Consider the following 20,507-nt stretch of genomic DNA (forward strand, 5'->3'; position numbering starts at 1 on the left):
GGCAGCATGAGCCTCCTCGGCTGGTACCGGGCCACCGGCGCAGACGTGCCCTTCGGCGATCCGCTCCGAGCACACGGCGTGGACATGGAGGGCTACTTCCTCCGGCTCACGGATTCCGATCGCGGGCGGGTGGTCATCGCGCTGATCGGGGTCAACCGGGGGCCCGAAGGGCAGTGGGCCACGCTCGGGCTGGCCGCGGACGAGGTGCGACTGCCGGTCGAAGCGGGCGGAACGTGGCGGGACGGTGAGGGGCGGTCGTCGTCGATCTTCTCCTCCCTCCGCCTGGCCGCCGCACCCCACGGCTGGGCGCACCCGCACCGCGTCGGGGCCCGGTCCGGGGACCTGTTCGAGTACCGCCACGACGGAATCCGTGTGGACCTGGGCGACGGCGCGCGGCTGCACGTCGACATCACCGACCCCGTCGAGTGGCCGCACCCCGCGGTCGGTGGGTCGAGCATCTTCCAGTCGGTGCCCGCACTCAACCAGTACTGGCACCCCTGGTTGCTGGGCGGGCGCGCACACGGGTGGGCCGAGCTCGACGGCCAGCGCTGGGAGTTCGACGGCGCCGAGGTCTACGGCGAGAAGAACTGGGGCGCGGAGGGATTTCCCGAATCCTGGTGGTGGGGGCAGGCGCAGGCATTCAGCGAGCCTGACACCTGCGTCGCCTTCGCCGGCGGGCAGATCCACTCGGGTCCGCTACGAACCGAGGTCACCGCGCTGGTCGTGCGGTTGCCCGGGGGACGGGTGATCCGGCTGGGCAACCCGGTCGTCTCACCCGTGCGCGCCGAGGTGGGCGACGACGAATGGCGGCTGGCCGGTCGCGGCTACGGCTGGCAGGTGCGCGTGTTGGGGCGGTCGCCGCTCGAGCGTGCGCACGTGCTGCCCGTGCCGCTGCCGTCGCAGGGACGGAATTCCGCCGGCGCGATCGAGCACCTCGCCGGCGAGCTCGAGGTGGAGGTCCGGCGGCGGGGCCGACTGGTGTGGTCGGACCACAGCTACCTGGCCGCGCTCGAGCACGGGGGCCTGGCGCGGGCCGAGGCGGAGCTGCGGCGGCGCGGGGTTCCCGAGGGGGAGACCGGCGCGCCGCCGCGATAGACGGGGCCCGACACTGCTGCTATCAGCGTCAGCTGACGGGCGTGTCCCTGCGCAGGATCAGATAGCCGAGCAGTCCGGCCACCACCGCGATCCCGAGGAAGTACGCGGACCCCGTCATCGCGGTCTGCCGGAGGAACCAGCTACCGATACCGGACCAGCCGACGTCCTGCACGATCAGCAGGACCACTACGCCGAGCAGTGCGAGCAGGACCACCAGGAGCGTCCAGAAGCTCAGGATCGAGGTGCGCCGGAAGACGGCGGCGAACATGAACGTCACGACCATGACCGCCAGCGTCAGGGCGCCGGCCAACAGGCCCCCGCCGACCAGGCCGTTGCTGCTCGTCATGAACGGGGTGTCGAACTGATAGGCGTGGATGCCGAAGCCGTCCGTCACCCGCTCGATCCAGGCGGCCAGAGTGTAGGCCACCCCGAAACCGACCGAGACCGCCACGAACGCCAGGTAGGCGCCCACCACGAACGTCCGGCGGCTGAAACTCAGCGCCATGGCGAACGGCAGCGTCTGCGTGACCGTGTACGCGGCCATGAAGCCGAGAGTCCAGACCGCGGCCTGAGAGGCGCCGCCGTACATCGGCTCCGCGGCGGCGATCCGGTCGCCGGCGGCCGCGTGGATCCACATCGTGATGCCGATCGCGATCGCCCAGACCGTCAGGAACACGAACGCCGGGACGATGATCAGGTTGGTGGGGACGATGAACTGCAGCCGGAACGCCGCCGGGATGCGGGTGGCCCACGAGGTGCGCCGACGCTGTGTGGCCATCGGGGTGTCCAGTGTTGCGGCAGTCATGATGCGACCTCCGAGTCGATGGAGCGAAGTGGGGTGGTCGTTGTCGTCGTCGCTTCTCGCCCGTCCCGGTCGGCACCCACGGTTCCCGACGTCAGGTGCACGATCAGCTGCTGCAGCGACACCGGGAGCACCTCGACGCCCCGGGAGCGAGCCCGTCGCTGCTCATGCTCCTCGAGCGCGCCCAACACGGTGGTACGGGTCAGGCGGCCCAGCGACTCGGTGTGCAGAACCTGCCGGAAGTCCGTCAGCTCGCGGACGGTGTCCGCGGCGCCGATGAGCGTCACGGCCCGACCGCGCAGCGAGTCGACGGGCTCGTCGAGCATGATCCGCCCCTGGTCGATCAGGACCACGTTTCCGATGAGATGGGCGATCTCGTCGATCAGGTGCGAGGACAGCACGATCGTGCGCGGATGCTCGGCGTAGTCCTCCAGTAGCCGGTCATAGAACAGCTGGCGGGCCACGGCGTCCAGACCCATGTAGGGCTCGTCGAAGAACGTCAGCTCGGCGCGGGAGGCTATCCCGATGATCACCGCGACCGCCGACCGCTGGCCGCGCGACATCTTCTTGATGCGGGTCCTGGCCGGGACGCGGAAGTCCTCGACCAGACGGTCGGCCAGGGGCCGGTCCCAGTTGGGATACGCCATGGCGGCGGCCGCGAACGCGTGGCGGGCCAGCGAGTCCTCGATGTACTTCTGGTCCTCGCGTACGAAGCAGATGCGTGGCAGGACCTGCTCGTTCTCGTGCGGGCGCTCACCGAACACGGACACCTGCCCGCCCGTGGGCCAGTCCTGGCCGGACGCGATCGACATGAGTGAGGTTTTGCCGGCGCCGTTACGTCCCAGAAGACCGTGGATGACGCCGGCCTCGAACGAGACGGTCACCGCGTCGAGTGCCGTAGCCGACTTGTGCCTGCGGGTGAGGTCGCGGACCTCGATGGCGTTGTTCATTTACGCCTTCTCCTTCAGCTGGCTGTGGTCAGAGGTGTTTCGGATCAGGTCCACGACGTCCTCCGGGCTCAGTCCGATGGCGCGGGCCTCGTCGAGCATGGGGGAGATGAAGTGATCCGCGAAGCGCTGCTGTCGTTCGGCTCGCAGGAGCTCCCTTGCGCCGTCCGCGACAAACATTCCGAGGCCTCTACGTTTGACGAGGATGCCGCGGTCCACCAGGAGGTTGACGCCCCTGGCGGCAGTCGCCGGGTTGATGCGGTGAAAGCTCGCGAGCTCGTTGGTCGACGGGGCGCGTTCGCCCTCCGCGAGTGAGCCGTCCAGGACCGATGCCTCGACCTGTATGGCGATCTGCACGAAGAGCGGTTTGCCGTCGTCCACGGGCGTCGCCCTCCTCGGGTTAGTGGGTTAGTTACCAAACTAGTGAACCATTTGACCTGGGAGGGCGTCAACGGGTGCGTTGGTGAGATTTCGGGGGCTTTGCGGCGACGACTGGATGCCCGGCGACCGCGCGCGGTCAGGGACGACTGGGCTCGGCGTCGTGGGCGAGTGTTGAGTCGCTGCGGCAGGCCCGCGGCTGGGTGCGTCAGATCTTGCGCAGGCGCAGTCGCTGAATCGAGTGGTCGGAGTTCTTGCGCAGCACGAGCGTCGCCCGCGGCCGGGTGGGCAGGATGTTCTCGACCAGGTTCGGCCGGTTGATCGAGGTCCAGATCTCCCGCGCGGCGAGCCGGGCCGCCTGGTCGGACAGGTCCGCGTAATGCGCGAAATGCGAGTTCGGGTTGGAGAACGACGTGCTCCGCAGTTCGAGGAAGCGTTCGATGTACCACTGCTCGATGTCCTCGATACGTGCGTCGACGTACAACGAGAAGTCGAACAGGTCGGAGACCATGAGCCGCGGCCCGGTCTGCAGCACGTTGAGACCCTCGACGATGAGGATGTCCGGCCGCTTCACCTCGATGTGCTCGCCGGGCACGATGTCGTACTTGGTGTGCGAGTAGACCGGCGCACGCACCAGCGGCGCACCGGACTTGACCTCGGTGACGAACCGCAGCAGCGCCCGCCGGTCGTACGATTCGGGGTAGCCCTTGCGGTGCATGAGGCCGCGGCGTTCGAGCTCGCGGTTGGGGTGGAGGAAGCCGTCGGTGGTGATGAGGTCGACGCGCGGGTGGGAGTCCCAGCGGGTGAGCAGCGCGCGCAGAACACGCGCGGAGGTGGACTTGCCCACCGCGACGGAGCCGGCCACGCCGATCACGAACGGCATCGGTGCGTCGGAGGCCTCGCCGAGGAACAGGTTGGTGGACTGGAACAGTCGCTGCCGGGCCGAAACCTGCAGGTGGATGAGCCGGCTGAGAGGCAGGTAGATCTCCGCGATCTCGTCCAGGTCGAGATGCTCACCCAGGCCGCGCAGCCCTTCGAGGTCCTGTTCGGTGAGCACCATCGGCATGGCGCGACGCAACCGCCGCCAGCTTCGGCGGTCGAACTCCACGTACGGCGTGTAGTCGCCGGCATGTCTGCTCACAACTCGTGATTGTGGCAGGTCTGTACGTGGTAGGAGGCGTGAGGGTCGATGGCACTAAGGTGGACGACGACGATGACGACGACCACACGGTCCGTCACCCGCCACGATTTCGTCCACGGTGTACGCCGACGCGCGAGGAGCAAACATGACCGACCCGAACACCGACGTGTTCTCCGCCTCCCTGTCCGAACTGGATCCGGAGGTCGCCGAGGCGATGGCCGGGGAGCTGGCCCGTCAGCGGGACACGCTCGAGATGATCGCGTCGGAGAACTTCGTCCCGCGTTCCGTACTGCAGGCGCAGGGATCGGTCCTGACCAACAAGTACGCCGAAGGCTACCCGGGGCGCCGCTACTACGGCGGCTGCGAGCACGTCGACGTGGTCGAGAACCTCGCGCGGGACCGCGCCAAGGAGGTCTTCGGCGCGAAGTACGCCAACGTGCAGCCGCACGCCGGCGCGCAGGCCAACGCTGCCGTGCTCATGGCCCTGGCCGCCCCGGGATCCAAGATCATGGGCCTGTCGCTCGCGCACGGCGGGCACCTCACCCACGGCATGAAGCTGAATTTCTCCGGCCAGCTCTACGAGGTCGCCGCCTACGAGGTCGACCCGGAGACCATGCAGGTAAACATGGACACCGTCCGCGAGATGGCGTTGGCGGAGAAGCCGGACGTGATCATCGCCGGCTGGTCGGCGTACCCGCGCACGCTGGATTTCGCGAAGTTCCGTGAGATCGCCGACGAGGTGGGCGCCAAGCTGTGGGTCGACATGGCGCACTTCGCCGGTCTGGTGGCCGCGGGCCTGCACCCGAGCCCGGTGCCGCACGCCGACGTCGTGTCCACGACAGTGCACAAGACGCTGGGCGGGCCGCGCTCGGGCATGATCCTCACCAACGATCTCGAGCTGTTCAAGAAGCTCAACTCCACCGTGTTCCCGGGCCAGCAGGGCGGCCCGCTCATGCACGCGATCGCCGCCAAGGCCACGGCCATGAAGATCGCCGGCACCGAGCAGTTCCGGGAGCGTCAGCAGCGCACCATCGAGGGCGCCCAGATCCTCGCCGAGCGGCTCACCCGGCAGGACTGCAAGGACGCCGGCGTCTCGGTCCTCACGGGCGGCACCGACGTCCACCTCGTGCTGGTGGACCTGCGCGACTCCGAGCTCGACGGCCAGCAGGCCGAGGACCTTCTCCACGAGGTCGGCATCACCGTCAACCGCAACGCCGTGCCGTTCGACCCGCGCCCGCCGATGGTCACCTCCGGCCTGCGGATCGGCACCCCGGCGCTGGCCACCCGAGGCTTTACCGCGGAGGAGTTCCGCGAGGTCGCCGACGTCATCGGCACCGCGCTGGCCGCTGGCAAGGACGCCGACACTGCAGCCCTGCGCGAGCGGGTGACCGCCCTGGCGAAGGCCAAGCCGCTGTACGAGGGCCTCGAGGACTGGAAGATCCTGGGCTGAGTGGACACAGTCCCCACGCCAAGACGAAACCCCCCGCGGTTCATTCGCGGGGGGTTTCGTCGTCCGATGTAGAACTCGGTTCAGTAGCGGGCAGGCTACCGTGTTGGGGTGAACGAGGAGCGCGATCCGGCGCGAGGGGCCCTGTCGGTCGGCTATGTCCCGGGGGTACAGCCCGACAAGTGGCTGGCCCGTTGGCGCGAGCGCCGGGGCGACGTGCCGGTCACCGCGAGGCGCGTGGGTGATCCGCGGGCGACTCTCGCCGCGGAGGCGGGCGCCGAGGGGTTCGACGTGATCTTCTTCCGTGAGGCCGCCGACGCGCCCCGGTCGGCGCCGACCGGGCTGCTGCGGGTGCCGCTGTACACCGAGACGATGTCGGTGCTCGCCGAGAAGGAACACGAGATCGGCGCGTTCGACTCACTGAACGCCGACGACCTGGCGGGGGAGCGGTGGCTCGATCCCCTCGACACGATCACCGCGACCCCGGATGAGGTCTCTGCTGCCGTGGACCTCGTGGCGGCGAATGTGGGGCTGCTCGTCCTGCCTCTGCCGTATGCCCGCGCGTTGAGCCGGCGGGACGTGGTGGTCCGTCCACTCGACGGCGTCCCGGCGACCCGGATGGGGGTGGCGTGGTCCGCGACGCGGGAGGGGGACGAGCTCATCGACGAGTTCGTGGGGATCGTTCGCGGGCGCTCCGCGGCCAGTTCGCGTGGCGGGGCGGAGCCGCCGCGCGAGAAGCGTTCGGCCCGCGAGAAGTCCGCGGCCAAGGCTCGGGCGCGGGCGGAGCGAGCCGGCCGGGGCGAGAAGAGCGGCCAGGGCGGCGCGTCCGGCCGCGCGGGTCAGCCGGGTCGGGCCAAGGGGCGTCGCAGCCGCTGATCGGCCCTGGCCGGACGCGGTTCAGGCCTCCTTCGCGCCGACCATCGCCCGCGCGTATCCGAGGTGCCGGGCCACCACGTCGTCGGCCGTCAGCGGCCCGCCGGGTCGATACCAGGAGGAGATCGAGACGCACAGGGAGGCGATGGCGCGCGCCGCGTCCTCGGGGTGGCGACAGGTGAAGTCGCCGGCGTCCACTCCCGCGCGGATCGCGTCCTCGATCATCGTCTGTTGGGCGTCCCGCTGCGAGATGTGATGAGCCCGGACGTCCGGGTCCATGCTGCGCATCTCGGTGGACGCCACGAAGGCGTGATCGCGCCGGGCCATGTGAAAGCGGGCGAGGCATTCCACGATGTTGGCGAACCGGGTGGCGGGGGCGTCGCCGGCGTCCTCGGCCGCCGCGGCGGTGTGCGTCAGCATCTCGGCCATCGCCGCATCGACCAGGGCTGCGAGGATCGCCTGCTTGGACTTGTAGTGGTGGTACAGCCCGGGAACGGACAGGCCGGCGGCCTCGGCGATCGTCCTGATGGAGGCACCGTGATAGCCGTGCCGGGCGAAGACGCCGAGGGCGGCCCGCAACGGTGGTGTCAGCTCGTCGGTCCCGAACTCGCGCCAGTTGTCCATGAGTTCATTCTCCTTGATCCCCGGGACGTCCCGGCCCCCGCGCTTGACACCGGATGTGGTGTGGGCAACACTATCTCACACCGAGCGATCGATCGGTCGGGATAGTGCTGAGTCGGAGACGAAAACGGAGGTCGAGGATGAGCCGTACGGACTCGCGCCCATGGCAGGAGATGTACCGCCCGGGGCTCGACGAGGAAGTGGTCGCCCGACCCACGACGTTGATCGCCGCGTGGGCTGAGCGGGTCGACGCCCACCCGGACGGGGTCGCGATCGCCTACTTCGACGCCGCCCTCACCGCACGCGAGGTCGATGCCAGGGCGGACGCCCTGGCCGCCGGTCTCCAGAATCGCGGTGTGGGCACCGGGGACCGTGTCGGCATCCACCTGCAGAACATCCCGCAGTACGCACTGGCGATGCTCGCACTGTGGAAGATCGGCGCGGCGGCGGTGGTCCTCAACCCGATGTACTTCGGCCGCGAGCTCCGGCTTCCCGTCGAGGACTCCGGCGCGATCGGGGTGATCGCCACCGACCGTGACGTGCCCGCGATCCGCGAGGCCGTCGTCGGAACCGAGGTGGGCTGGATTCTCAGCACGAGCGAGCGCGACCTGCAGAGCCGCGACGATCCCCGGATGTTCACCGACGAGAGCCGGGCCCCGGCGTCCGAGGACGGCGACCTGGTCGAGCTGATGACGCGGTTCGCGGGCAGGGTCCCGGCGCCGGTCGAGATCGTGCCCGATGACCTGGCGCTGCTCACCTATACCTCCGGCACCACCGGTCCGCCCAAGGGCGCGATGAACTCGCACGCCAACGTCGTGGCGGTGGCACGCAGCTTCGCCGACTTCGTGGACGTGGCCCCGGGGGACGTGGTTCTGGCGATCGCCCCGCTGTTCCACATCACCGGCGCGGTGATCAACGCGACCCTCGGGTTGATCACGGACACCACCCTGGTCTTCGCCGGACGCTTCCGTCCCGAGATCGTCCTCGACGCCTTCCGGGAACACGGGGTGACGTTCACCATCGGCTCGATCACCGCCTACAACGCGCTGATGCGACTGGACGAGGCCGGACCCGAGCACTTCGCCGCCGTCAAGGCCCTCTACAGCGGCGGTGCACCCATCCCTCCGTCGACGGTCGACCGCTTCGCCCAACGGTTCGGCCACTACATCCACAACGGTTACGGGATGACCGAGACGACCTCCGGCGTCATCGCGGTGCCGCCGGGCCGGAGTGCACCCGTGGACCCCTCCAGCGGGACCCTCTCGATCGGCGTGCCCCTGCCCGGCATCGCCGCCGAGGTCGTCGGACCGGACGACCGCCCGGTCCCGCCGGGCGACCAGGGCGAACTGGTGCTCGCCGGCCCGCAGATCGTCTCCGGGTACTGGCGCAACGAGGAGGCCACCGCGTCCACCATGCCCGGGGGTCGTCTGCACACCGGCGACGTCGCCGTCATGGACGCCGACGGCTGGGTCTACCTCGTGGACCGGCTCAAGGACCAGATCAACTCCTCCGGCTACAAGGTGTGGCCTCGTGAGGTCGAGGACGCGCTCTACGAGCACGACGCGGTTTTCGAGGCGGCGGTGGTCGGGCTCGCCGACGAGTACCGCGGCGAGAAGGTCGTCGCGTTCGTCTCCCTCAAGGCGGGCTGCACCGCGACCTCCGACGAGTTGGCCGCCTTTGCCGGCGAGCGGCTCGCGGCCTACAAGCGGCCCGCCGAGGTCCACGTCGTGGGCGAGTTGCCCAAGACCCAGACCGGAAAGATCCGGCGTCGCGAACTCCGCGACGCACACACGCCCTGATGTCCCGCCCCGAACCCTCACCCACCCTCACCCCATCGAAGGGAACCGACATGGCTGATGCCACAGTCCGTCCAGAAGTCCCCGGGCAGCCCACCGCGCCCGTGACGGCCACCAAGAGCCCCGGCGCCCTCAAGTCGCTGGCCGCGAGTACCACCGGCCAGCTGTTCGAGTGGTACGAGTGGACCGCCTACGCGGTGTTCGCCCCGTTCATCGCCGCCGCGATGTTCAACAATGACAACCCGGTCTCGGCGCTGCTCGCCACCCTGGCCGTCTTCGCCGTCGGGTTCCTCATGCGTCCGTTGGGCGGCATCGTCTTCGGCCGTATCGCCGACGTCAAGGGACGCAAGCACGTCCTGATCGTCACCATGCTGATGATGGCCGCGGCGAGCCTGCTGATCGGACTGCTGCCCACCTACGGGACGATCGGTGTCTTCGCATCCGCCCTCCTGCTGCTCTGCCGCATGGTCCAGGGCTTCGCGCACGGCGGTGAGTCCGCCACGGCGTACAGCTACGTCGCCGAGATCGCGCCGCCGCACCGCCGCGGGATGTGGGGCAGTCTCGTCTTTGTGGCCATCATGGGCGGCACCGTGATCGCCTACGGCATCGGCGGCGGCATCACCGAGCTGCTCAGCGAGTCGGCCGTCGGCTCGTGGGGCTGGCGCGTGCCGTTCCTGCTGGGCGCCGTGTTCGCTCTGTTCGTGCTGTACCTGCGGTCCGGCATGGAGGAGTCCGAGGTGTTCGACACCGCCGAGGCCGCCGAGGCCGCCGAGGCCGCCGACAGCGCCGCCGCGGCCACGGGAGCCGGGTCCGACGCCGGTTCCGCCGTCGTCACCACGTTCTCCCGCGGTCGCCTCGCTCGCGCCATCGCCCTCGTCGTGACCATGGTCTCGGGCATCACGGTCGCCCACTACACCTGGAGTTCGTACGCGTCCACGTTCGCCATCACCCAGCGCGACATGGACTCCGGCTCCGCCTTCTGGATGATCTTCGCCAGCCAGCTCATCGCGCTGTGCACCCTGCCGCTGTGGGGCCTGCTGTCGGACCACATCGGCCGCCGTCCGGTGATCTTCATCTTCGCGGTGGGCACCATCGTCACGACCCCCTTCCTCATGGGCATGATCGACGACCGCCCGTGGACCCTGTTCGTGGCCTCGCTCATCGCCATGACCCTGGTCGCCGCGGCCGGGTCGATCCTGTCCTCGTTCATGTCCGAGGCGTTCCCCACCAAGATGCGCACGGCCGGGATCGGGTTCGCGTACTCGCTGTCCGTCGCGGTGTTCGGCGGAAGCGCTCCCTATCTCAACGCCCAGTTCATCCAGTGGGACCTGTACTGGCTGATCAGCGCGTACATCATCGTGCTCTGTGTCTGCACCATCATCGCCACGGCCATCATGAAGGAGACGCGGGGCGACAACCTGCACACGGTCGGCCGCGGCTAGTCGCGCCCGAACCGGCCACACATCCGTCCATCGACCGCGAGGATCGTAGTTCATGACCACTTCCCAGACAGACACAGAGTCCGAGGGGCTGCCCGTCGACGAGTTGCTCCGGCCCGACGTGGTGGGCCCCAAGATCGCGGAGGCGACCGGTGAGAAGGCCTGGACCGAGTTCGAGGCCGAGCTCATCGCCGGTGGCAAGTCCAACCTCACCTTCACCCTGCGTTCGGACGCCGGCGAACTCATCCTGCGCAGGCCGCCCACCGGCGAGCTGCTGCCCAGCGCCCATGACATGGGTCGCGAGGCGCGGATCCAGATCGGGTTGGGCGACACCGACGTCCCGGTCGCGCAGGTGGTGCTCAACGAGACCACCGGCGAGGACCTGGGCGTGCCGTACTACGTGATGGAGAAGGTGGTCGGCCACGTCATCCGCGACGCGTTGCCGCCGGGCTTCGCCGAGTCCGACGACGACAAGGCGGCCATGGCCGACGCGCAGATCGACGCTCTGATCGCGCTCCACGCGGTGGATCAGAACGCAGTGGGCCTGGCCGATCTCGGTCGCCCGGACGGCTACCTCGAGCGGCAACTGCGCCGGTGGCTCGGGCAGTCCGAGAAGGCGGTCGACTCCGTCCGGGCCGATCGGCTGCCCGAGCTGGCGGCCCGGCTCGGGGAGAGCATGCCCACCTCGCCGTCGTCGCGGATCATCCACGGCGACTACCGCCTGGACAACTACGTCGTGGCGCCCAACGACCCGGGCCGTATCCTCGCGATCCTGGACTGGGAGCTGTCCACGCTAGGCGATCCCGTCGCCGACCTCGCGCAGACGGTCCTGTACTGGGGCGACCCGGACGGGCCCGAGGTGCCGCTGATCCCCAGCATCACCACCGAGCCCGGGTGGCCGGGGCCGCAGCGGTTGCTCGACCGCTACTGCGCGGCCACCGGCACCGACCCGTCGTACATGCCCTGGTACCTCGCGTTCGCCACGTTCAAGTTCGCGGCGATCGCCCAGGGCGTGGCCACCCGTTCGCTGGCCGGCGACATGGCCGGTCAGGACTTCGGCGACATCGGTCCGCAGATCCGCGACCTGGTCGACCACGGCCACTCGATCCTCGACTCCCGGAAGGGGACCAACTGATGACCGACTCCGACACCGCGAGTTCACCCGCAGTGCCCGCACCTGTCGATCCCCGCACCGGGCCGCAGACCGCGGTGCCCGTGCTGGACCGGTTCCGGATGGACGGTCGCGTCGTGGTGGTCACCGGGGCCTCGTCCGGACTCGGTGCCGGGTTCGCCCGCGCGCTGTCCTCGGCGGGGGCCACCGTCGTGCTGGCCGCCCGCCGCAAGGAACGGCTCGAGGCGCTGGCCGAGGAACTGCGCTCGCGCGGCGCGGTGGCCTCCACCGTGGCCTGCGACGTGGCCGACCCCGAGTCGTGCGCCGAGATGGTCCGCGCCGCTATGGCCGAGCACGGTCGGATCGACGTGCTGGTCAACAATGCCGGCCTCGGCACGGCCGTGCCCGCGCTCAAGGAGAGCCCCGAGCAGTTCCGCTCGGTTGTGGACGTCAACCTGGGCGGGTCGTTCTGGGCTGCCAAGGAGTGCGCCGCGGTCATGGGCCCGGGCTCGAGCATCGTCAACGTGGCCAGTGTGCTGGGGTTGACCGCCGGATTCGCGCCGCAGGCCGCCTACTCGGCCACCAAGGCCGCCGTCATGGGACTGACCCGGGACCTGGCCTCCCAGTGGGGCGGCCGGCGCGGCATCCGGGTCAACTCGCTCGCGCCCGGCTACTTCGCGTCCGAGATGACCGACGAGATCCCCGAGCATATGCTCGCCGACATCACCGGCAGCACGATCTTCGGTCGCCTCGGCCTCCAGCCCGAGCTGGACGCCGCCCTGCTCTTCCTCGCCTCCGATGCCGCGTCCTTCGTCACGGGCACGACGCTCGTGGTGGACGGCGGCATGACTTTGCATTGAATCGACGCAGCACTGAACCGGACACCTGAAACAGGAGTAGTGACAATGGAATTCGCACACAGCCAGCGCAGCCTCGAGCTGCAGGAGAACATGTGGGAGTTCATGCGCGAGCACGTCTTCCCGGCCGAACCCGTATGGGCCGAGTACCTGCGTGAGCACGGAGAGAACGAGCACCCGCCCGTCATGGAGGACCTCAAGGCCGAGGCCCGGCGTCGCGGGCTGTGGAACCTCTTCCTGCCCGAGTGGTCGGGGATCTCCAACCTCGAGTTCGCCGCCGTCTCCGAGATCACCGGCTGGTCGCCGGTCATCGCCCCCGAGGCCATCAACTCGCAGGCCCCGGACACCGGCAACATGGAGACCTTCCACCTGTTCGGCACCGACGAGCAGAAGGCGAAATACCTCGAGCCGCTCAAGGCGGGGGAGATCCGCTCGGCGTACGCCATGACCGAGCCCGACGTCGCCTCCTCGGACGCCACCAACGTCCAGACCGTCATCCGTCGCGAGGGCGACGAGTACGTGATCAACGGCCGCAAGTGGTGGATCACCGGTGTGGCGGACTCCCGCTGCGAGATCCTCATCGTCATGGGTAAGACCGACCCGGACGCGGACACCCACCGCCAGCAGTCGATGGTGTTGGTGCCGCGGGACACCCCTGGCCTGACCATCGAGCGCAACCTGCCGCTGTTCGGCTACCAGGACCAGCACGGCCACTGCGAGCTCGTGTTCCGTGACGTGCGGGTGCCGGTGTCCAACCTGCTGGGGGAGGAGGGCGCGGGGTTCGCGATCGCCCAGGCCCGTCTCGGGCCGGGACGAATTCACCACGCGATGCGGGCGATCGGCATGGCCGAGCGGGCGCTGGCCCTGATGGTGGACCGTGCCAAGTCACGTCACGCGTTCGGCGGCTACCTGTCCGAGCAGGGGGTGGTGCAGGAGCACATCGCCAACTCGCGCATCGAGATCGACCAGGCGCGCCTGCAGGTGCAGCACTGCGCCTGGATGATCGACACCGTCGGCGCCAAGGAGGCCCGCTTCGAGATCTCGGCCATCAAGGTGATCGCGCCGCAGGTCGCGTGCGCGGTGATCGACCGGGCGATCGAGATCTTCGGTGGCGCCGGGGTCTCGGACGACACGCCGCTCGCGTACTTCTACGCGTGGGCGCGGGCCCTGCGGATAGTCGACGGCCCGGACGCCGTGCATCGCCGCACCATCGCGCGCGGTGAGCTGCGCAGGACCCCGCCGTACATCGGCTGAGAACGACACACCGCCGGGACACGGCCAATACTAGGATGTGCCACTAACGGGTCGCGGCCCGTGCCGGGGCCATTTTCGGACAAGGAGAACACCATATGGGTGCAGTGATCGTCGAGGCCGTGCGCAGCGCGGTCGGTAAGCGTAAGGGCGGTCTGGCCGGCGTTCACCCCGCCGATCTGTCGGGCGCGGTGCTGAGCGGGCTCGTCGAGCGCGCGGGACTGGACCCGGCCGCGGTCGAGGACGTCATCTGGGGCTGTGTCACCCAGGCCGGTGAGCAGGCCGGCGACATCGCCCGGACCGCCGCTCTGTCGGCGGGCTGGCCGGAGACGGTCAACGGTGTGACGATCGACCGCCAGTGCGGTTCGTCGCAGCAGGCTCTGAGCTTCGCCGTCGCGGTGATCGAGTCGGGTTACCAGGACGTCGTTGTCGCCGGTGGCGTCGAGTCGATGACCCGCGTCCCGATGGGGTCGCACGTCTCGGCCGAGTCGTTCCCGTACGGCGAGAAGTTCATGACCCGCTACAACGGCATAGCCCCCAACCAGGGCGTCGGTGCCGAGATGATCGCCGAGCGCTGGGGCTTTACGCGCACCCAGCTCGACGAGTTCGCGGTGGCCTCGCACGAGAAGGCCGCCGCCGCGCAGGATGCCGGCTTCTTCGCCGGTCACATCATCCCGGTTCAGACCCCCGACGGGATGTTCGACACCGACCAGGGCATCCGCCGCGGCAGCACCGTGGAGGGCCTGGCCGGGCTCAAGACCCCGTTCAAGGAGGACGGTGTCATCCACGCGGGCAACGCCTCGCAGATCTCGGACGGCGCCTCGGCCGTGCTGGTGATGAGCGAGGAGGCCGCCGCCAAGTACGGGTGCACGCCCATCGCGCGGGTGCACACCGCGACGCTGGCCGGCGACGACCCGGTCATCATGCTGACCGCCCCGATCCCGGCGACCGCCAAGGCCCTGCAGAAGTCGGGTCTGTCGATTGACGACATCGGGGTGTTCGAGGTCAACGAGGCGTTCGCCTCCGTGCCCATGGCGTGGCTCGCCGAGACCGGCGCCGACCCGGCCAAGCTCAACCCCAACGGCGGCGCGATCGCGCTCGGTCACCCGCTCGGTGGCTCAGGCGGCCGCCTGATGTCCGACATGATCGCGCATATGCGTAACGAGGGCATCAAGTACGGCCTGCAGACGATGTGTGAGGGCGGTGGCCAGGCCAACGCCACCATCATCGAGCTGCTCTGAGCCTCGCTTCACGAACTGGCAGCATCACACTTCGACCCCGGTCGCCCGCCAAGGGCGGCCGGGGTCGCGGCGTCAGACGCAGGCCGCGCCTTGGCGGGCGACCGGCGCGCCCCTCATCGAGAAGCGGATTCGGCCCACATAGCTCGAGTGACTTTGAGCCAAACCCTCTGCCGGATGAGCTTGTGCCGTGGGCAGGCCGCGGGAATGCGGTGGAGATGCCAGTAGGGATGCGGAAAAAATGCGGTAGGGATGCGGTGAGGACGCGATGGATCGACGGTGCGAGTCAGGAGCGCCGGGGTCAAGGACGCGGGCGTCAGGCGGGTACGGCTACCCGACACCGCCGGTGAGGACCACCGCGCGGCCGAGGATCTCGCCGCGGTCCAGCGCCTCGTAGGTGTCGGGCGCCTCATCGAGGCCCACGCGCCGTGAGATGACGCCGCTCAGGTCGAGCTTGCCCGCCGCGAGCATGCGGATGAGGTCGGGTACATCGCGCCGGGCGCGGGCCCCGTAGGAGCCCTTGATCTGGATCTTGCGCCGGACGATGCGGGCGAGGTCCACGTCGAGGGTGGTTCCCGCCGGAGGGATGCCGACGACGACGGCGCGGCCGCCCTCCCGGGTGATGTCCACGGCCAGAGTGGTGGTGCGCGCCGAGCCCAGGGCCTCGAACGCCACGTCGACCCCGCGGCCGCCGGTGATCTCCGCGACCGCCTCGGCGGCATCGGTGTGGGACGAATTAACGGTGTGTGTTGCGCCCATTCGACGGGCGAGAGCCAGCTTGTCGTCGTCGACATCGATGGCGACGACCGCCTCGGCGCCACTGGCGGCCGACAATTGCACGATGTTCTGTCCGACCCCTCCCACGGCGATCACCGCCACCGACTCACCGGTCCGCACCTCACCCACGTTGCGAACCGCACCATAGGCGGTGAACAGCGAGCACCCCAGAATCGCGGTGTCGGTGAGGTCGAGCTCGTCCGGCAGGCGGAACACGCTCGTGGCGGGGGTGACGCTGTACTCGGCCATCCCGCCCATCGAGTACATCGACAGCGGCTCGCCGGAGGGGCGGTGCAGGCGGGTCTCGCCGTCGTACAGCGTGCCGCGCAGGCGGTTGTACGCGAAGAACGTCGAGCACAGGTCCTCCATCCCGCGCGCGCAGTTCTCGCAGGTCCCGCACGGCATGATGAACGAGCCCACCACCCGGTCACCCGGCCCGACGTTGGTAACCCCGGCGCCGACCTCGGCGACGATGCCGGAGATCTCATGGCCCAACACGCCCGGCAGTGGGAAGCCGACCTCGCCCTTCATCACGTGCAGGTCCGTGTGGCAGACCCCGCAGGCATGGTTGTGTACCAGCACCTCGCCCGCGCGGGGGGAGGGGATGGGGATGTCCTCGATCACCAGCGGCGATCCGGTCTCGACACATACGGCGGCCTTCATGGTGGCGACACTACTCAGTTGCCGCGGAGCTGTCGGCGGATCACAAATGATGATAATAGTTGCTAGCGTACATTCGGGCCGGGGCGAATCGGTCTCGAGTAGGACGAACGGGTGGAGGGCACGATGGAGGTCGGGGCCGAGGACTTCGCGGACATCCTCGCGGCGACGCGGGACTTCATCCGGACGGAACTGGTCCCCCGCGAGCAGGAGTTCGCCGACGCCGATGCGATCGACGAGGCCACCCGGGCCGCTCTGGCCGACATGGGACTGTTCGGCTACGCGATCCCGCAGCAGTGGGGCGGGCTGGGGCTGGACCTGCGGCAGGACGTGGAACTGGCGATGGAGTTCGGCTACACCAGCCTGGCCGTCCGGTCGCAGTTCGGGACCAACAACGGCATCGCCGGCCAGGTGCTGGTCGACTTCGGCACCGACGAGCAGAAGCGACAGTGGCTCGGCCGGATCGCCTCCGGCGAGGTGATCGCGTCCTTCGCCCTGACCGAGGACGGCGCCGGGTCCAACCCCGCCGGGTTGGCGACCAGGGCGGTCCGGGACGGCGACGACTGGGTGATCGACGGGACCAAGAGATTCATCACCAACGCCCCCTCGGCCGGGCTGTTCGTGGTGTTCGCCCGCACGCGGCCCGCTGACGCGGCGGGCACGGGGATCGCCGTGTTCCTCGTCCCCGCGGAAGCACCGGGCGTCTCGGTGGGGCCGAAGGACGTCAAGATGGGCCAGGAGGGCGCCTGGACCGCCGAGGTCGTGTTCCGGGGTGTGCGGGTGCCGGACTCCGCGGTGGTCGGTGGCGACGTGGATGCCGGCTACCGTGCGGCCATGACCTCGCTCGCCCGCGGCCGGGTTCATATCGCCGCCGTGGCCGTGGGCTCCGCGCAGCGCGTTCTGGACGAATCCGTCGCCTACGCCGCCGCGACCACCCAGGGCGGCCGGCCGATCGGCGAATTCCAGCTGGTCCAGGCGATGCTCGCGGAGATGCAGACAGGCGTCATGGCCGGACGGGCGCTGGTCCGCGACGCAGCCGACAAATGGGTGACCGGGGAGGATCGCCGGATCGCGCCGTCCGTGGCGAAGCTGTACTGCACCGAGATGGCCGGCACGGTCGCCGATCTCGGTGTCCAGGTCCACGGCGGGACCGGCTACATGCGCGGCGTGACCGTCGAACGGATCTACCGCGACATCCGGTTGCTGCGCCTCTACGAGGGCACGAGCGGGATCCAGAAGCTCATCATCGGAGGCGGTCTGGTGCGCGCCGCGGTCAGAGCGGCGGGACCCGGATGAGCGGCCTGCCACTGGGCGGACGTACTCCGTGCGCGCAGGGACGGTCTCGTCGTCGTCACCATCTCCGGCTACGGCGGCGCCGGGCCGTACACCCTCGGACGTTTGCGGACGTAGAGCTGCCGATGGGCGCGGTTCCGGCGCTCGGGGAACACACAGAGGCGGTCCTGGCGGAGCTGGGACCCGACGGGAAAGAGGGGACATGACGGGACTTCTCGAGCGCAGAACCGCGGTGGTCACGGGCGGCGCCCGTGGAATCGGGCTGGAGATCGCGCGCACCTTCATCGAGGAGGGCGCGCGGGTGGTCCTCGGCGATATCGACGACGACGCCGGCGCCGCGGCCATCGCCGAGCTCGGCGGTGACGGCGTGGCCCGCTACATCCGTTGTGATGTTCGGGACGGGGTCGCAGTCGAGGCGATGATCGACGCCGCGGAGGACGCGTTCGGCCCCCTCGGGGTCTTCGTCAACAACGCCGGGGTGACCCGGGATGCGACGATGCGCAAGATGACCGAGGAGCAGTTCGACGACATCATCGCGATCCACCTCAAGGGGACCTGGAACGGCACCCGCGCCGCCGCCGGCCGCATGCGAGCCCACGGGTCCGGCGCGATCGTCAACATCTCGTCGATCTCCGGCAAGGTCGGACTGGTCGGCCAGACCAACTACTCCGCCGCCAAGGCGGGGATCGTGGGGCTGACCAAGGCCGCGGCCAAGGAGGTCGCGTTCGCCGGGGTGCGGGTCAACGCCGTGCAGCCCGGGCTCATCCGGACCGCCATGACGCTGGCGATGCCCGAACACATATGGGACGAGAAGATGAAGGAGATCCCGATGGGCCGCGCCGCCGAGCCGGCGGAAGTGGCCCGGGTGGTGCTGTTCCTGGCCAGCGACATGTCCAGCTATATGACCGGCACGGTCCTCGAGGTCACCGGCGGCCGACACATCTGAGGCCGCCGCTGGCGGCTCAGCCGCCCAGGTCCCAGCGGATCGGCTGCTCGAGCGCCGAGCGGTACCGCTTCTCCAGGTAGACCGTGTGGTCGGTGATGTGTCTGGACATGAGCTCGGAGGCGGCGTCGGCGTCGCGGGCGGCTATCGCGGTGTAGATCTCCTCGTGGATCGCACATGTGTGGTCGCGTTGCCGCCTCGGGTACCGGATCCCCATCGTGGCCCCGGCGAGGATGCCGACCATCGCGTCGAAGAGGTACCCGAACAAGGTGTTGCCCGAGCCCCACGCGATGAGGGCGTGGAAGCGCTCCGACTCGGCGGTGAAGGAGGCGGTGTCCGCGCTCCCGGCACGAAGAGCGTCGACGTTGGCGCCGAGTTCCTCGAGGGCCTCGGGGCTCATCCGCTGCGCCGCGAGTCGCGCGATGGAGGGTTCCATGACCGAGCGCGCCTCCATGATCGTGGCGAACGGCGCGTTCTCGAACTGCAGGAGCAGGCTCAGGGAGGCGGCGAGGGTCCCGGCGTCGGGTTGCTGGACGATCGGGCCGCCACCGGGCCCGGGCTTGAGGGTGATCGCGCCCTGGAGTTCCAGGTAACGCAACGATTCGCGTAGCGTTCCGCGGCCGACGCCGTACTCCTCGAGCATGAGGTGCTCCGGCGGCAGGCGGTCGCCGACGGTGTTGCCGCGCCGGGCGATGTCCTCGATGATCTGCTTGGCCACCAGCAGAGCCGTCTTCTGCGGGCGCGTGACGCCGCCGGCTCTCCGGGGCGTACCGGGGGAGGAGGTCATGAGGGCATCAGGACGGTGTACGCCCAATCCAGGACGTCGACATCCCCGTCGCTTCGGTGGGCGCGCACGAGCGATCGCAGTTCGAGTGCGGCGCCGCCCCCGTCCAACCGCGTGCTCTCGCCGATGATCACATCGCTGGACACCGTGTCCCCCTCGTAGACCGGTCCGGTGTGGTCGCACGACTGCCAGCCCAGGACGGTGAGCATCGACGGCAGCATGCGTGTCGCCTGGGCCAGGGCCAGTCCTATGGTGTGCCCTCCGTAGACCAGTCTGCGCCCGCCGGCCGCGCGGTGATCGTGGTGTACCTCGGCCAGATTGAGTGTGAGACGGGCGAGTTCCGGCGCGCTCGAGACCACATCGGCGCCCGATCGCAGGACCGTGCCGGCGGTCGGGGCTCCTTCGTCCGTACCCGGGACGAGAGCGGGATACGCGGTGAGATCCCAGTCGTCCGGGACCGACCAGGTGGAGCGGGGCTCGTGGCCGAACGAGGCCGGGTCGTCGGGCTGGTCGGCTGTGCCAGGATCTCCCTCGCCCGTGCCGGACCGTCGGGGCAGCATCGCGCAGCGGTGGAAATCCAGGACCGTCTGCTCGTGCTGGTCGGTCGTCGTCATACGCAGGACCGCCAATCCGGTGGGCGGGCGATCGTCCCTGTTGCGGTTGGGCTTCAGTCCCACCACCTCGGTGCGGGTCGTCAGGGTGTCGCCGATGCGGGCGAAGCGGTGGAAGCGTAGCCCGCGGTAGAACAGGTTGGCTCTGACCCGGTGCGTGACGACGGTGGACTGACCGATCGCGACATCGGTGACCAGGCCCGGGTGGGCGAGCGGTCCACCGGTGACCGCGGTGGACAGCACGCGATCGAGGGGGAGCCGGAGGCGGTCGCCCAGAACAGCCTGGTGGGCGGCGGCGAGTCCGTCGGTGAGGGTCAGCGACGGACTGTGGAACATCTGCCCCTTCCGCAGGTCGTCGAAGAACGGGCCGCCGAAGCGGACGGGACTCCTTCCCGGTTCATCGTCTCGGGCTGTAACCATGCGAATGATTATGTCGTACATTG

19 protein-coding genes are annotated in these 20,507 nt (G+C 69.5%); 11 read left to right on the plus strand and 8 right to left on the minus strand.

Annotated elements, in window-relative coordinates; translation table 11 throughout:
• The first annotated feature begins 6 nt into the window (after window positions 1-6).
• The gene (locus ACWIE7_RS01340) at window positions 7-1,095 is read left to right on the plus strand and encodes a tocopherol cyclase family protein (protein ID WP_454068412.1); all 1,089 of its coding nucleotides are present in this window, start codon (window positions 7-9) and stop codon (window positions 1,093-1,095) included.
• A gap of 28 nt (window positions 1,096-1,123) precedes the next feature.
• Here the strand turns inward: ACWIE7_RS01340 and ACWIE7_RS01345 are convergent, their stop codons facing one another.
• The 4 genes from ACWIE7_RS01345 to coaA all read right to left on the minus strand — a co-directional run bounded on the left by ACWIE7_RS01345 (window position 1,124) and on the right by coaA (window position 4,363).
• Window positions 1,124-1,900: a hypothetical protein gene (locus ACWIE7_RS01345; RefSeq protein WP_452100298.1), complete on the minus strand. Its 777-nt coding sequence runs from the start codon at window positions 1,898-1,900 to the stop codon at window positions 1,124-1,126.
• Window positions 1,897-2,847, minus strand: coding sequence for an ATP-binding cassette domain-containing protein (locus ACWIE7_RS01350; RefSeq protein ID WP_454068413.1), 951 nt, complete (start codon window positions 2,845-2,847; stop codon window positions 1,897-1,899). Before ACWIE7_RS01350 ends, ACWIE7_RS01345 begins: the two co-directional genes overlap by 4 nt.
• The gene (locus ACWIE7_RS01355) at window positions 2,848-3,225 is read right to left on the minus strand and encodes a GntR family transcriptional regulator (RefSeq protein ID WP_452100296.1); all 378 of its coding nucleotides are present in this window, start codon (window positions 3,223-3,225) and stop codon (window positions 2,848-2,850) included. It abuts the gene before it with no gap.
• A gap of 205 nt (window positions 3,226-3,430) precedes the next feature.
• The gene (coaA, locus tag ACWIE7_RS01360) at window positions 3,431-4,363 is read right to left on the minus strand and encodes a type I pantothenate kinase (protein ID WP_230930668.1); all 933 of its coding nucleotides are present in this window, start codon (window positions 4,361-4,363) and stop codon (window positions 3,431-3,433) included.
• Between the two features lie 145 nt (window positions 4,364-4,508).
• On the opposite strand from coaA, the gene glyA reads away from it, so the two are divergent.
• Window positions 4,509-5,813: a serine hydroxymethyltransferase gene (glyA, locus tag ACWIE7_RS01365; protein ID WP_452100295.1), complete on the plus strand. Its 1,305-nt coding sequence runs from the start codon at window positions 4,509-4,511 to the stop codon at window positions 5,811-5,813.
• A gap of 108 nt (window positions 5,814-5,921) precedes the next feature.
• Window positions 5,922-6,686 carry a LysR substrate-binding domain-containing protein gene (locus ACWIE7_RS01370; protein ID WP_452100294.1) on the plus strand — a complete coding sequence of 255 codons (765 nt, stop codon included), beginning with the start codon at window positions 5,922-5,924 and terminating at the stop codon, window positions 6,684-6,686.
• Between the two features lie 21 nt (window positions 6,687-6,707).
• Here ACWIE7_RS01370 and ACWIE7_RS01375 read toward each other — a convergent pair whose 3' ends face one another.
• Window positions 6,708-7,307, minus strand: a complete 600-nt coding sequence (locus ACWIE7_RS01375) for a TetR/AcrR family transcriptional regulator (RefSeq protein WP_452100293.1) — start codon at window positions 7,305-7,307, stop codon at window positions 6,708-6,710.
• A gap of 170 nt (window positions 7,308-7,477) precedes the next feature.
• Here ACWIE7_RS01375 and ACWIE7_RS01380 point away from each other — a divergent pair, with 170 nt between their 5' ends.
• From ACWIE7_RS01380 to ACWIE7_RS01405, 6 genes are all read left to right on the plus strand, one after another.
• Entirely contained in the window at window positions 7,478-9,103 is a 1,626-nt protein-coding gene (locus tag ACWIE7_RS01380; RefSeq protein WP_452100348.1) for a class I adenylate-forming enzyme family protein, read from the plus strand.
• A gap of 50 nt (window positions 9,104-9,153) precedes the next feature.
• A complete protein-coding gene (locus ACWIE7_RS01385; RefSeq protein WP_454068414.1) occupies window positions 9,154-10,542 on the plus strand; it encodes an MFS transporter in 1,389 nt (462 codons plus the stop codon).
• Between the two features lie 52 nt (window positions 10,543-10,594).
• Window positions 10,595-11,674: a phosphotransferase family protein gene (locus tag ACWIE7_RS01390; protein ID WP_454068415.1), complete on the plus strand. Its 1,080-nt coding sequence runs from the start codon at window positions 10,595-10,597 to the stop codon at window positions 11,672-11,674.
• Between the two features lie 74 nt (window positions 11,675-11,748).
• On the plus strand, window positions 11,749-12,510 hold the full coding sequence (locus ACWIE7_RS01395) for an SDR family NAD(P)-dependent oxidoreductase (protein ID WP_454068465.1): 762 nt from the start codon (window positions 11,749-11,751) through the stop codon (window positions 12,508-12,510).
• Window positions 12,511-12,555: 45 nt separating this feature from the next.
• Window positions 12,556-13,761 carry an acyl-CoA dehydrogenase family protein gene (locus ACWIE7_RS01400; protein WP_454068416.1) on the plus strand — a complete coding sequence of 402 codons (1,206 nt, stop codon included), beginning with the start codon at window positions 12,556-12,558 and terminating at the stop codon, window positions 13,759-13,761.
• Between the two features lie 95 nt (window positions 13,762-13,856).
• Entirely contained in the window at window positions 13,857-14,999 is a 1,143-nt protein-coding gene (locus ACWIE7_RS01405) for a thiolase family protein (protein WP_454068417.1), read from the plus strand.
• 327 nt (window positions 15,000-15,326) lie between these two features.
• On the opposite strand, the gene ACWIE7_RS01410 is transcribed toward ACWIE7_RS01405, so the two are convergent.
• Window positions 15,327-16,436: a zinc-binding dehydrogenase gene (locus tag ACWIE7_RS01410; RefSeq protein ID WP_452100288.1), complete on the minus strand. Its 1,110-nt coding sequence runs from the start codon at window positions 16,434-16,436 to the stop codon at window positions 15,327-15,329.
• 123 nt (window positions 16,437-16,559) lie between these two features.
• Between ACWIE7_RS01410 and ACWIE7_RS01415 the strand changes: the two genes are divergently transcribed.
• Together ACWIE7_RS01415 and fabG are read left to right on the plus strand one after the other, a co-directional pair.
• Window positions 16,560-17,729 (plus strand): acyl-CoA dehydrogenase family protein, encoded by a 1,170-nt coding sequence (locus tag ACWIE7_RS01415; protein ID WP_454068466.1) that lies wholly within the window; start codon window positions 16,560-16,562, stop codon window positions 17,727-17,729.
• Between the two features lie 199 nt (window positions 17,730-17,928).
• A complete protein-coding gene (fabG, locus tag ACWIE7_RS01420; protein WP_454068418.1) occupies window positions 17,929-18,672 on the plus strand; it encodes a 3-oxoacyl-ACP reductase FabG in 744 nt (247 codons plus the stop codon).
• 16 nt (window positions 18,673-18,688) lie between these two features.
• Here fabG and ACWIE7_RS01425 read toward each other — a convergent pair whose 3' ends face one another.
• Both ACWIE7_RS01425 and ACWIE7_RS01430 read right to left on the minus strand, forming a co-directional pair.
• A complete protein-coding gene (locus tag ACWIE7_RS01425; protein ID WP_452100285.1) occupies window positions 18,689-19,456 on the minus strand; it encodes a FadR/GntR family transcriptional regulator in 768 nt (255 codons plus the stop codon).
• Window positions 19,453-20,484 (minus strand): MaoC family dehydratase, encoded by a 1,032-nt coding sequence (locus ACWIE7_RS01430; RefSeq protein WP_452100284.1) that lies wholly within the window; start codon window positions 20,482-20,484, stop codon window positions 19,453-19,455. Before ACWIE7_RS01430 ends, ACWIE7_RS01425 begins: the two co-directional genes overlap by 4 nt.
• Window positions 20,485-20,507: the final 23 nt, after the last annotated feature.

This window comes from Dietzia sp. NPDC055343 (genome assembly GCF_053645265.1).

Bases quoted from the DNA above. Each gene is read 5' to 3' on its own strand.
- fabG (WP_454068418.1), top strand. From the start codon at position 17,929: ATGACGGGACTTCTCGAGCGCAGAACCGCGGTGGTCACGGGCGGCGCC.
- ACWIE7_RS01410 (WP_452100288.1), bottom strand. From the start codon at position 16,436: ATGAAGGCCGCCGTATGTGTCGAGACCGGATCGCCGCTGGTGATCGAG.
- ACWIE7_RS01405 (WP_454068417.1), top strand. From the start codon at position 13,857: ATGGGTGCAGTGATCGTCGAGGCCGTGCGCAGCGCGGTCGGTAAGCGT.
- ACWIE7_RS01430 (WP_452100284.1), bottom strand. From the start codon at position 20,484: ATGGTTACAGCCCGAGACGATGAACCGGGAAGGAGTCCCGTCCGCTTC.
- ACWIE7_RS01340 (WP_454068412.1), top strand. From the start codon at position 7: ATGAGCCTCCTCGGCTGGTACCGGGCCACCGGCGCAGACGTGCCCTTC.
- ACWIE7_RS01390 (WP_454068415.1), top strand. From the start codon at position 10,595: ATGACCACTTCCCAGACAGACACAGAGTCCGAGGGGCTGCCCGTCGAC.
- ACWIE7_RS01415 (WP_454068466.1), top strand. From the start codon at position 16,560: ATGGAGGTCGGGGCCGAGGACTTCGCGGACATCCTCGCGGCGACGCGG.
- ACWIE7_RS01380 (WP_452100348.1), top strand. From the start codon at position 7,478: ATGTACCGCCCGGGGCTCGACGAGGAAGTGGTCGCCCGACCCACGACG.
- ACWIE7_RS01350 (WP_454068413.1), bottom strand. From the start codon at position 2,847: ATGAACAACGCCATCGAGGTCCGCGACCTCACCCGCAGGCACAAGTCG.
- ACWIE7_RS01425 (WP_452100285.1), bottom strand. From the start codon at position 19,456: ATGACCTCCTCCCCCGGTACGCCCCGGAGAGCCGGCGGCGTCACGCGC.
- ACWIE7_RS01375 (WP_452100293.1), bottom strand. From the start codon at position 7,307: ATGGACAACTGGCGCGAGTTCGGGACCGACGAGCTGACACCACCGTTG.
- glyA (WP_452100295.1), top strand. From the start codon at position 4,509: ATGACCGACCCGAACACCGACGTGTTCTCCGCCTCCCTGTCCGAACTG.
- ACWIE7_RS01385 (WP_454068414.1), top strand. From the start codon at position 9,154: ATGGCTGATGCCACAGTCCGTCCAGAAGTCCCCGGGCAGCCCACCGCG.
- ACWIE7_RS01345 (WP_452100298.1), bottom strand. From the start codon at position 1,900: ATGACTGCCGCAACACTGGACACCCCGATGGCCACACAGCGTCGGCGC.
- ACWIE7_RS01400 (WP_454068416.1), top strand. From the start codon at position 12,556: ATGGAATTCGCACACAGCCAGCGCAGCCTCGAGCTGCAGGAGAACATG.